Annotated in this window: 5 protein-coding genes; all 5 read right to left on the reverse strand. The window is 33.1% G+C overall.

Going from position 1 to position 13933, the window contains the following annotated elements; genetic code table 11:
* Positions 1-55: 55 nt before the first annotated feature.
* Complete coding sequence (locus KQI38_RS13925; protein WP_216560471.1) at positions 56-3274, reverse strand: FIVAR domain-containing protein; 3219 nt, start codon at positions 3272-3274, stop codon at positions 56-58.
* 349 nt (positions 3275-3623) lie between these two features.
* Positions 3624-5087, reverse strand: coding sequence for an S-layer homology domain-containing protein (locus KQI38_RS13930; RefSeq protein WP_216560473.1), 1464 nt, complete (start codon positions 5085-5087; stop codon positions 3624-3626).
* A gap of 109 nt (positions 5088-5196) precedes the next feature.
* Entirely contained in the window at positions 5197-5553 is a 357-nt protein-coding gene (locus KQI38_RS13935) for a four helix bundle protein (protein WP_216560475.1), read from the reverse strand.
* A 58-nt stretch (positions 5554-5611) separates the two neighbouring features.
* Positions 5612-7318, reverse strand: coding sequence for a hypothetical protein (locus tag KQI38_RS13940; protein ID WP_216560477.1), 1707 nt, complete (start codon positions 7316-7318; stop codon positions 5612-5614).
* Between the two features lie 148 nt (positions 7319-7466).
* Positions 7467-13901: an IPT/TIG domain-containing protein gene (locus KQI38_RS13945; RefSeq protein ID WP_216560479.1), complete on the reverse strand. Its 6435-nt coding sequence runs from the start codon at positions 13899-13901 to the stop codon at positions 7467-7469.
* Between the last annotated feature and the right edge of the window lie 32 nt (positions 13902-13933).

Genomic DNA, 13933 nt, shown 5'->3' on the forward strand with positions numbered 1-13933 from the left:
TTATATGCTAGGGAGCCCTAGCATATAACCTGAAATATTTCTTTGCATTATTTAATTAGATGTTTAGCAATGATTTTGCTAATGTAGTATCTTCTACACCATCTACTTCTACAGTTACTTTAACTTGTAAATCACTTACATCATATACTTCAAAACTTCCATCAGCATTTAATTCTATTTCTGTTCCATTAGCTTTTACTACTACTTTACCTTCTAAGCTTGCAGGAATAGTAAGTTTTCCAGAAAGTTTAGTAAATAATACGGATGGTGCTGTTGCCCAAGCAACATTTTCTTCTGGTTCTTCTTCTTTCTCAACTAATTTAGCTATTGCTGCATTAACTGCTGCTACTTTAGCATCTACTTCAGCTTGAATAGCTTCTGGTAATGCTTTTGCTGCTTCAAGTGCTTCTTCGAATGCTGTCCAGCTTTCAGCTGTATAATCAGCTTCTACTTTAGCATCTGCTTTGTCTAAAGCTGCTGTTAAAGCTGCTTTATCAACTTCTGGTTTTGGTTCTTCTTTATCTTCAACTAATTGGAAAGATACTATTAATCTGTCATCATTTCTATCAGTTGTAATTTTTTCAACTCTTGTTTCATTTGCTACTATTTCAGCTTTGATATCTTTTGAACCAATAGCTACTATTGTTCTTCCGTTAGCTGCATATAATTTTGTATCGTCATCAGTCTTATAAGTTGTTCCATTTACTTCGATTCTTGTACCAGTTGAATTGATATAAGTTACTAAATCTCCTTCAACTTCTGAATCGTCTGCAATTCCTGGATTAACGATTACTATCATATCATCTTCATAGTCTGAATCTAATAGATAAGAAATCTTATCACCTTTTCTTGGTCTTCTACCAAAGATATCTGTTGATCTTGTTTCATATAATGTTCCATCTACGCCTTTTATTTCATAAGCATAGTTTTCGATTCTTGATACTTCACCATATCCATTAAATATAACTTTATCTACAGATAAAGCTAAATCTTCAGTTTCTTTTGATTCTACTACTGAGTAAATAGATCCTTTTGTAAAGTCTACTTTACTTTCATCAACTGAACCATCTATTGTGAAAGTTCTTTCAGTTCCATCAGAAAGTTCTATTAATATTGTAGATTTTCCTGATGCTTTTCTGTCAGTGTATCTGATTAGTTTTCCATAAATAGCATCTTTTTGAGATGGAGCAATGTCTAAATCATATAGTACCATTGTATAAACATGGTCTGCTCTAGCGAATTTATATCCTCTTACAGATATTCTATCAAATTCTTTTTCGTCTATTAATGAAACTCTTACATCATCTGCTTTAGTAGTATTGTTTTCTTCATCTTTTTCAACTAATTTTTTGTATGCTTTAACTACGTCAGCTATCTTTCTTACTTCTGCTTTACCTTTAGAATTTACAACGTATACTACAGTATCATCAGTAATTCTAAGTCCGTTGATTTCTCTATCTGTTAATTTTGTTACTTCATCTTTATCATCATAGTCTCTTACTGTAACTAATGTTTCACCATCAGTATTAACATATACTAATGAATTTTCATCAATTCTGTTTAATCCTTGATGTGCAGTTTTAGTTCCTGCTACATAAACATCTGTATCTAAGTTTCCTACATAGTCATTAAGTTTATTGTCAGGATTTAGAACTCTCATTTCTTTTCCAACTACTCTAGTTGCTACTCCTGCGAATTCACCAAATCCTACATCTGAACCTACGAATTGAACTTTTCCATCAAGTCCTACTAATACTTTTACTGATTCTCCTCTGAAGCTATCTAATTCTTTATAAGCATCTTTAGCTGTTAAAGTATAGAATTTGCTATCAGATTCAAATTCGTAAACTGCTTCCTTAGGTGATTTTGTAGGTATAGTGTATGATGTTCCATCTACTACTATATAGTCACCATCTTTGTCTTCTGTAATCTTATCTAATTTACCTGCTATTGCTTTATCTTGTAATACAACATATTTAGTTGATGTACCAACTTTGTATGTGTGGATTACATTATCAGCTTTTACATCTTCTAAAGTTCCTCTAGTGAATGTCTTATCATTTACTAAGATTACTCTAGCAGTTGTTACTTCAGTTTCAATTAAGTTTCCATTTCTAACATCGTCATAGGAAATAACATGATCTTTTCCTCTAACTTCTTTAACTTCTTTAACTGGCATTATATCATCAAAGTTATATGCATCTATGAATAATACTTTACCAGATTTAACTGTTATTCTTGCATATTCAACAGTTTCGTTGTCTTTTGCAAAATCAACATATTTTAAATCTTTATCATTTAGGTATGTTCTGAAAACTCTTTCGTCTGTGTCTTTGTATTTTTCATCTAAATTAACGATATATTGTTTCTTGTTGATTGTTAATCTGGAAGAAGTTATTCCTGAAACTGCACCAGTTAGAACTTCATAAGATGAGTCTACTTTAACTTCTACAACTTTGTTGTTTTTATCAATTGATAAATCAACAACTTTTCCTAATAAATCTTCAGCATTAAATTTAGCTGGTAATTCATAAGTGTATTGTTCGCCTCTTAAGTCTTCTCTTGAAGCATCTACAAAGTTAGCTCTTTGAACTTCTTTGATTACTTCTACTGTAACTTCGTTTGCGCCAACTCTTGCGATTCTGTCGTTTTCTAAAACGATAGCCTTGATAACATTGTAATTACCAAATTTGCTACTGTTTAATACATTGTATAACATTTTTAAGATATCTTCTTTAACTGCTGGAGCTCCAACGTTTGCAATTGTAACGCCTTCTGTAACTCCTATTTCATTAGCTTTTGCAACATATGGTGCATACCAAGTTAATGCATTAGCTTTTTCAGCTTCTGTTAAGTCTCCATTTAAAGCTATTTTAGTTAATACAACTAAAGCTTCAGCATAAGTTGTAGTTCCTGCTGGCATGAATTGACGTTTTGCATTTCCTACCATATATCCTTTAGCATTTGCATAGGATGCATAACCATTAGCCCAGTGAGATGATGTCATATCAACAAATCCTGATGGAAGTGATTGTAATGCCTTAGCTGATTCTTCATCTTGAAGAGCTACTGCAACTATTCTAGCTAAAACATCTCTTGTTACAGTTTTTTCTAGACCATAGTCACCTGATCCGTCTCCTTGTAATAACCCTTGATCGATTAACCATTGCACTTTTGAATCAAGAGTTGTTTCTGCTGTTTCAGCAAAAACTGTACCGAAAGTTCCTAGTACCATAACTAAAGCTAGTACTAAGGATAAAATTCTTTTACTCATAGTCTATTGACCTCCTTTAAAATTATAAATTTTACAAAACAGTTAAGTTTTGCATTCTATCCTAGATTATAGCATCAAAGGAAAATAAAATCAATTCCAATAATGCTAATGTAATAAATTTGTAATATAACTACTAAATCTATTACCATAACCCTTATGCTATTAGTATATACTAAGAAGTAATGTAATACAATTACAGTTGTGTTACAGTTATATTACAAATCAGTTCACAGTTCACAATTCACAATTCACAGTTCACAATTGTTGGGGTCTAGATATTGGGTCTTTATTGGCGACCGTAGGTCGCTTCCTTAATTGTGCATTGTGCATCGTGAATTGTGAATTTACTCTAGTTGTTCAGTATGTTTTCTCTAAAGTCATACATCAGTCTTGTTTGTAAGTAATTAATGAAATTAACCAATATTACTGCTGTTTCTTCCTTTGTTATATTTCTATTTGGGTAGAAGTATTGGTCGTTATCTATTATGTCTAATTGCTTTGCCATATATACATGGTCTTTTGCCCATGTTGGTATACTTGAGTCATCTTGGAAGCCTGTGGTATAGTTCTTGATTGGCGCTTGGTTTTGCATGCCTAGTAGACGGATTAATATTGTAATTGCCTCTGCCCTTGTCAAGGCTCTATCTGGAGCAAATTTATCCTTACCTACTCCTTGCATTATATTTCTCTCTGATACTGCTTCGACATATTTGAAGTTTCTATGTGTCTTAGGTACATCTACATATATAGGAAGTTTCTCTACTTTATTTCTAGAGGATCTTCTGCTAGTTTCCTCTTCCACTGGTAATTCTATATCCATTGTCCCTACTAATGCCTTAGCAAAATCTCCCCTACTCATTGGTGTACTTGGTCCTAGAGTTGTAGTATTTAGGGGTAACCCCTCCATACTTGCTATTAAAAGTATGTCCTTCTCTGATGCTAATCCTCTAATATCTCTTAATGCTGGGATATTAAGCCTTGTAATTATTGGATTAGTATCTATTTGTGTAGAGCCATTACCTATATTCCTCCAAAGCATCTTTCCTTCTTCTGTGATTACTGGTAAGTCATAATCATATTTCAATGTGTTTTCATGTTTCTCTGTAAGGATATATCCTCCCTTGAAGGAGATTTGATTTGGTACGTTTTCTACATAGTTATAGTCCTTAGTTTTATTATAGGATGTCTCAACTACTGCTGTACCTTCCCATGCACCTTGACCTGTTACTTTGTTTTCATAGTTCATTATATATTGTAATGTTTGCGTTTCTGTAGCAGACCAAGGGCTATCATAGCCTACTAGATTACCTATAGTCTGTACTGTTATTTCTTCTCTACCTCTATCTAGACGATATGTCTTTCTAGCTGACCAGTCTCCTGCATAGAACTGTAGCAGTCCTGTATCCTGTACTACTTGTCCTTGATTCCATTGATAGTCTTCTGTCTTTACTTCATATTTCTTTTTTCCTACTTGGAATGTTTCCTTATAGGAATCTAAAGTTTTCTTTGACGTAGTTTGCTTACCATTGGTTTCAAAGGTTGTAATCAGTTTTACTGTTCTAGATAGACTTGCTCCTACCTTTTTATTGTCTAGTTTATAAGTATATTGTTCTGTTCTTTCATCAGTTTTATCTTTTATACTAATCTTCAAAGTTCCTTCCAGTTCTATTGGTTCTCCTGTAAGGAATACTACTTCTTTATAACTGTTTTCGTTGTTGATTCCTCCCTCATAGCCTGGAATGTCTACGGCGAAGGAAGCAATTGATTGCATTAGTATTAAGATTGCTATTATATAGGAAGTAATTCGTTTCATCATTGTTCTCCTTTTTTAGTGAATAGTGAAGAGTGAAAAGTGAATAGTTTTGGGTAAAGCTTTTAGGTCTTTTTATGTTTTTAACTATTCACTATTCACTTTTAGTTATTCACTTGTTGTTTTGTTTGCTGGTTTTTACTGTTGCATGAAGCATTTTTGTTAACTCTGTACACTCTTCTATTATATTTTCAGCTTCAGCTTTACCTAAATATTCTGTTTCCATTAATAGTTCTAACCAATATTGTGTTTCACTAATTTCTTTTAAAGCAATGCTCATCTTAGATATGAAATCTGGCATGCTTTGTGCAAATCTGGCTTCTCTTATATTTGCACCAACACTTGTCCCACTTCTCAGCAATTGTTTAGAAAGAATAAACTCTCTTTTTTCATCAACAAGATATTTATAAAGATATACAATTTTTATTGCAAAAGCCTTACTTTTTATAAATAAGATACTTTCTTTCACTAAGATTTCTCTCCTTCTTTAACTATTCACTATTCACCATTAGTTATTCACTATACTATTAGTCTTCGATTAATAATATATAAGTTGTGCTATTAGATGATAACTTTTGCTTAATTAGGTAAGCCTTGCTTGTTTTTCTTATCTTATATATTTCTTCTAATGATATTGGTTTGTCGTTGACTAATACTATTGCTTTAGTTAGGTCTAGAGTTTCATCTGTGCCTTTTTCCCATCTTTTTGTTAAGGTGTTGTAGTTTGTTACCTTTGTCAGTTCTATGGTTTTAGTCCCTTGGTCTATATTTTTTATTTCACCTAGTGTACTGTAATCCATTCTTACTAATTGGTTGTAGCTATTAGTTTCCTGTGGTACTAAATTAATACTTAGAACTTCTTTACCTAGCTCAGTTTCTCTAGCTACTACATAGGCTGGTTTGTTTTTGTAATAGTCTTTTTGTATCCTATCCCTTAGGCTCTTATCCTTTATATCTATTAAATCTATATACTTAGAATCTAAGAAGGACTTAGTTGGTATATTCTTCTTTAACTCTGAATCGTATACTAATGTATCTTCTGTGAATATCATTTCTTCTGAACTTGGGTTAGATACAAATCCTGCTGTAGTAAGTATTGTTTTATCTAGCTTAAAGTTATTGCCTAAAATTAATTTATAGTCTAGTACATCTTCTATCTTTCCTTTATAGACTAATAGTCTTGAGCCGTCTATTCTATCCTCTAATAATGTTGTTCCTTCTATAGATACTACTGATGCTTGCTTCATCCCATTCTTAAAGTCTGATACTAGATAGATATCCTGATATTTATTGAGGTTTAAACTATCTACCAATCTATTATCCTTCACTACTATAGTTCCATCATGGAAGAAGAACATATTCGAATCTACTATCATTTGTCCATTTCCATAGTCTATATTCTGTAATAAATCATTATACTCCATGCTAGAGCCTGCTTTTATAAGCATCTTTCCTACTGATTGTTTTCCAAAGGCATTCTCATAGGCTATATAGGCTTCTAACCCTTTTCTTTTTTGGAGGTCGGATAATGTTAGTTTCTTTCCTCCTTCATATATGGAACCTGTGCCTAATTTTATTTGTGTCTTTTGTACTGTTCCTATCCATACTCCTTGGTTCAGTACCTTTGGTTGTGAGATTATGACTTCCTTATTCCTCTCATCCACCATTTCAATTTTACCCTTTAATACTCCCTCTATATGCTTTTCTTCATCTTCTATTTTTATCTCTGATACTGTGGAAGAATAAGGATCATTGAATGTCAGTAATACCCTATCCCCTTCCTTTAACTGACGAAGCTCTGCTACCATTCCCTTTTTATATAGAGTTGTGGAAAAAGGGTCTATTTTATATTTTTCTCTAGATTTAGTTGTTAGAATCTCTATATCTTGATTTGTGGCAAATAATACTGTACCCACTCTAAATCTTGTATTAGGTATGATATATCCATCCCTAGTAGGGTCATCTTCTTCTATTAATTGTATTTTTACTGTATTTCTATCTCTTACTGTGGCTATAACTTCTTGTCCAAAGTATAAATCTGTTACTTTTATTTCCTTTGGCAAATCAATGGTGTGTAGATTATCCTCCCAATCTAGGATTGTAATCTGTCTATTTACTATATCTATGACTTCTATTGTACCTTCTATTATTATTTCCTTTGGATTAGCGGCGATAGAGGGTATAGCTTGAAGTAATAGTGTTATTGCTAGGATTAAGGTTATTATTTTTTTCATGATGACCTCCTTTTTTAGTGAATAGTGAAGAGTGAATAGTGAATAGTTTTGAGTAAAGCCTAAAGGTCTTTTTATGTTTTTAACTATTCACTCTTCACTATTAGTTATTCACTATTAGTTATTCACTATTAGTTATTCACTATTAGTTCTATTTATCAGAAATTAGTAAATACTTACCTTTCTGATTAAATGAAACGGTTCTAGCTTCTCCTGCCTTTTCATATGTTCCTGTACTTATATTGAATACTCCTAAATATACATTTTTCGTATTTGTATATAGTAGAGTATCTAAGTCTAAGGTTAATTTTCCTGACCTTAGTAGCTTGTCTATACTTATTGTATCCTTTCCTCTTTGGAAAAGGAAGTCTATATCGTAAAGAATTGATGCTACTTTTTTTCCTCTTGGGATATTAGTTTCTCTTCCTTTTTTGATAACAATCTGTAGGTTTGAGTCCTTATCCCCTTCATCCATTGTACTTACCTTGTAGGTGTACATATCCTTTGGATTGATAGTCATTGTCATTGTGCCATCTTTGATATTCAATGCGGAATCAGTTCTTGCTAAAGCTAGTGGTATTTTGATTATATATTCATTTGCGCCTTTGTACTTAGTTAAAGTGAAATCTATGAAACCAAGTCCATTTTTAATATCATCTGAGCCTAATGTTCTAATAACTTTATTTCCTTCTATAGTTTCTTTACCCTTTAATTCTATATTCTTTTGATTTTCTTTTAGTTTATCTTCTTTTTCTTTTTGTTTGTAATCTTCTTGTACACTTAATGTCTTCACTGTAACTGTGGCAAAATCTATGGCTGCTCCATATTCATTCAATGCTCTTACCATAAAGGTATACTCTGTATTTGGCTCCAATCCTTTTACTAGATATTCTGCCCCAGATGTTGTACCTACGAAGGTATTAGCTGAGTCCTTAGTTTTTCTACCATAGATTTCATAGTCTGTCGCTCTATTTAATAAATCTGGGTCTGACTTATTCCATATTAGCATCACTGTAGATTCATATCCCGGTATACCTTCCAACACCATTGGTTTTAATGGTAGAGGTTTTTCATATTTAAAATCATTATATGGGTCTGAGATACCACCGTCTGGGTTGATGATTATTAAGCTGGTATTTTCTAAATCAGTAGCTTCAGCAAAGGTAACTTTAATTTGATTTTCACTGACTACTTGTACCGTAGCTGCTTCCATACCTCCTATAACTGATGATTCTACATTATTTCCATCTTTATCTACTCCTGTAATACCTTGCCCCTTTAACTGCATATCTGGCTTTACATCTTTAGTCTGTATTATCTTTCCGCCTACTATTACCTTAGCACCCGGTAAGAACTGTATTCCATCTATAGTAACTACTGTTTTAGTGTCATTGGTAAATAATTTCTTAGGGCTTACATCATTTATCTTCGGCTTTGATATATAGGTGAAGGTCAAATTATCCTGTGTTGATGTACCATCTGGATTTTCAATCTTCACTTTTACAGGTCCAAGCTTTGGTGATGGTGGAGTTATTAGTTTTATTGTAGTATCTGTTATTTCTAGTATATCTTTAGCAGGTACTTCTACTCCACCAAAGAATACTGATATAGTATTATCTCCATAGCCCTCCATATTTTTTCTAAAGTCTTTCCCTTTAATAGTGACCTTAGTACCTCCTGTAGCAGGACCTTTATTTGGTTCTATATTTCCTGCTCCCGGCTCTGATTCTCCTTTTATAAATTGAATATATATTGGAGCATTCCACATATTATTTGGATTATCTGATGAAACTTGAGCTCCATCTCCATTTGTTACTGTAACCCTATATAGATTTCCTACTACATTTTCATTGACTCCCGGCATTGTAAATGCTAGTTTATTTGGTGCTGCATTTAGAGTTTCTGTAATATCTTTATTTTCTATCTTTAGTATATTTCCTATTTGAATAGTTGCACCTTCTCTAAAGTCTTCTCCTAGGACTGTAATATTTTGTCCGCCTCTATAGTCTAGCCTTATTATTCTTGTATTTCCATCATCACCTTGCTCTGGATCTTTACCATCTCTTGTAATATTGGTTATTTTAGGCTTACTAGCTGGATTAGTATATTTGTATTTTGTTGTAGCCCTTCCTCCATCTGGGTTTGTAACCTCTACCTGCACATCTCCTATTGTATAATAGGAAGGAGTTTGTAAAGATATAAGTCCTGAGTTTACAAGCTTTGTTTCTGGTGAATATCCTTTTGCTACTACTAGTTTTCTTCCGCTTTTTTCCACTTTAATGAGTTCATAACCTGGGAATTCTTTGTCTCCATTTCTTAGTTCCCATATAGGTAAATATATCGGTGTACCATCATAGCCATCTATGGTAAAGGTCTTCTTATATATTTCCTTATCATATTTAGCTGTCATTGTAATGGTAGCTGATGTAATGGCTGTATTGTTATAGTCTAAAGTAAAGTCTCCATTTTCTAGAGTTATTTGTGCAATATTGTTGTTTATATCCTTTGTATCTCCTATTGTACCAAACCTAACTAATGCATTAACATCCTCGTATTCTTTTTTCTGACCATTTTCTAAGACATATATCCTTGTTCTTTGGAAGCCTGAACCTGATATCTCAACTGAGTCTTTACCTTGCTTTTTACCTATATCTCCTACTATTTTATTTATCGTTATCTTTGAGCCTTCAAAGTTTAGGACTACCTTGTTAGATGTACCAAAGTCATTGTTCACCACATATAGTTCCTGTTTACCTGCTGCTATTTGCGGTGTAATAACTCTTATATATCCATCTCCAAACTCTACTATTCTAGCTTCTATTCCACCAATTCTTACTGTTGGAAGGACTGGTGATGTTAGATATTTTGTGTAAGTTTCTACTGGTGCCAATAGTTCTTCTGTAGCTCCGTCTTTCTCTTTATAATTTAGCCAACTGGTATAGGAAGTGTACTCTCCATCTCCATTTAGGTCTTCATAGAATACCTTTACTCCGTTTCTTTCTCCTTCTATCCATCCAGCATATTTTGGTGTTAGAGCCCAAGGCTCTTCAAATTTAAAGTATTTTCCTGTAATAGTTAATATCTCTTCTCCTGCTGCAGAGCCTATTTGATTTTCCTTTTGAAACTCTGCCTTATCTATTACTGGTCTTGCAGATGGTGGAATTACATAGGTAAATCTTCCTAATGCAGTACCACCATTTCCATTTTCTACAGTAACGGGTACTAGCTTTCTATCGGTTCCCTCTTCATTCATATTTCTTCTATAGGGTGGCATTGCAGTTATTATAAGGGTATCCACTCCACCTCTTATTTCTCTTTTTATACTGTTTTGAGGTACTAGTGCTCCATCTACATAAACCTTTGAATTATCTTCAAAATTCTTTCCTTCTATCAATATCTGATATCCTCCATCTATGGAGCCTATGGATGGTTTGATTTCTGTTATTTGTGGTTTTAAAGATACAGTTTCATAGTAGTAGAATAAATCCTTTGCTGTGGATTTCTTTGTATCTGGATTTTCTACTGTGATTGTATATCCACTTGGTAGTTTTGATACTAATGGTGGAACTCTAAACTCTATTCTATTTTTATCTTTAACTTGTACCCTAGAACCATAGATATCTTCGCCACTAAATTTATATGGTGTCTTCATTACAAGGTCTAGAACTAAAGTACTTCCTTGAAATAGTTTAAGTCCATCTTCTGAGACATCTACTTTATATGTTTGCCCGCCTTTTTCTGCGATTAAATCACCATTTTCATATCTTATATTATATAGATTTATTATATTGTTCTCTTCTGCTCCACTTCCTCCATCTGAAAGGAAGATATTCATTCTATTATCATTATAGATAGTAAAAAATTTGTTTTGATTGTTTCTATCTACTAATATTACGCTATGAGCATAACTCGATAGTTTTGCTACGCTATGCTCTGAAGCTATTAACATTTCAGATGAATTCGTATATGGCTGCAATACAATATTTCCATTAATATCTCTATTATATTCATTGATGTCTTTCCCATCCATCAATACTCTACTACCTATTAATCTATGGATTCCCATTCCTGTAATACTTACAACTGATGGATTTGGTGCTAGGAAATTATCTCCATCTATGACAACTACAGTATCTAATGTTCCACTCTTAGGTGAGAAGCTTGTAAGGATCGGGTCTCTTTGTAATGATTTTACAAAGGTGAAATCCTTTACTGCTATACCGCCGTCTGGATTCATGACCATTATTTTAGTTGGTCCATCTATTATTTGTGGAAACTTAGGTGCATTAAATTTCAATATTGTATTTAATCCTGATGGATCTAGTTCCTGCTTTACTCCTGTAACCTCAACTCCCCCTAAGAATACTCTTGCCCCTTGCTGGAAGTTTGAACCAGTGACTATTATTTCTTCTCCTGAATCTATTGCTACTACATTTGGTGTTACTGTATCTATAGTAGGTGAAGGATTGTCTTTTAAATCTATAAACATGACTGCTACGTTGTCGTTGCTAACAGGTTCCCCTGGCTTTTGACTTCCTAATACTGGGTTCATTACATATACTGGTTTAGGTATTGGCTGAGACCTATCTGTAGTAACAGAATCTGTTGGTAGGTTTATATCTGCATTTTTAGGTAGATTTATTATTATTTTATTTCCTACATCTTTACCTATGGTACCGTCTATTATATTACCCTTAGAATCTAGGATTGTAATATTTGCTCCAGATATAGTTTCCCATTTATTATTTTTGTAGATCTCTACTTGTCCCTCTTTTTCTGGACTCATTCTAAGGACTATACCATCATCGCTGTTTTCTAGATTTGCTCCTATACCTACTATCGGATAATTTGTCACATCTTTACCAGTTGTATTATCTCTAGATCTTAATACCTTGAAGTTTTGACCTTCAATAGTTATTACCATATCTTCCTTTAATCCATATCCTTCTGCCCTTTGAACTACTTGGATTTGCTCTGGTATTATTTTAGTTATACTAGGCCTTGTATGGCTAGGTATTATGGTGTATTTGATATTGTCGTTTGTTACTATATTTACGATTGTATGTGTATTACCATCAACGGTTTCTATTTCTGTTTGCATTATCATAATAACATTTACTTGCTTTTCAGCATTTACGTTACTTGAAGGAACTCTAACAGATAAACTATCGTATACCTCATCAAAGGAATATACCGGATTTCCATTTACTGTATGAGGAGTTGTCCTATCTCCTACATATACTGCTATATATCTGTCTATCTTGCTTACTTCTTGATTGTTATAGATTGATTGACCTTTAGCATACTCAATATGAAAAACCTTATCTGGTTTATTGTCTGTCTCTATACCTTCTGAACCTATAATATCTCCTATTACATTGTCCAAAATTTTATCTGCTGGCTCAACTTTAGTATGTTTTACACCTTGAATATTATCAAAGCCATCTATAAAGTCTACTTCGTCAAACTTTTTACCCCCTATTCTAACTACTTCACCCGTATCCGGTCCCTTTTCTGGGCTTATGCTGGTGATTACCGGAGATTTATCTGCACCTATGACGAAATATCTGTTTTTTACTGTCTTTCTCTCTAAAACCTGAGCATCTATATTACCTTTTGGGTCTTTTACTCTATTGGTTACCTGTATTTCATAGGATTTACTATCCTGTATTCCCTTAGGGTCCTTCTCTGTAGGCCCCTTAGGAATTCTTATTTTCATAACCTTTCTGTTTTGTGAGTAGGATATTATTTCAGCCATATTATTTACTGAATATTTGTCAGTTGTATCTGTAAGGAAGAACACTGAGTATTCTCCAACTCCATCCTTTACATTGAATTGTCCGTTATTAGCTCTAATATATGCAACGCTTTCATTTTCTCCCATTTCTGGTATGATTTTTAAATAATCTCCCGGTTGGTCGCCTAATTCCTTTAATGTGCCCATTAGTTTAAATACTTTTGAGTAGGTTATTTTTTGTTTTATGTAGCCTATTTGTGGGGTGGATCCTATTACTTCAAATATGATATTTTTATATCCCGGACTGCCGTCCACTATTGGCTGAGAAAACTCAGTTGAGTTTCCTGAATATACAGGTTCTAGTCCTGATATGGTCATGGTGCCTTGATTAAGGTTATCTCCCTGGAATCTAAGATTATCACCTAGTAGTACATCATAGGTTTGCATTTTTGTTATCTTAGGAGTAGGCATTGATAGATTTATTATATGTCCTCCTATATATAAATCAGTGATCCTTATATTTTCCTTTGGCTGTAGTTCAAAGTCTGATGGTGATATATATTCGCCTACATTATTGTCGTCTATTTTTATTGTTCCTATGGTATGTGTTTTCCCTTCGGTATCTCCTACTTTTATGGTATAATTGTCCTTTGTATCTATTTTTAGTGTCATATAGAATGAAATTTTTTCTAGTTGGGTTTCGTCTCTTTCTTTATATGTGTAGTTTATTGTTAGTTGAGAAACTTCTATGCCTGATTGTGCAAATGCCCGCATTTCTCCAATTGGCATAAGTGGCAGTAGTATTGATATTAATAATATTGTTGATATTATTTTCTTTAGTTTAGTCATGGTTTACCCCCCAATTTAATCAGTTCACAGTT

Source organism: Tissierella carlieri (genome assembly GCF_018917285.1).
GTDB lineage: Bacteria > Bacillota > Clostridia > Tissierellales > Tissierellaceae > Tissierella > Tissierella carlieri.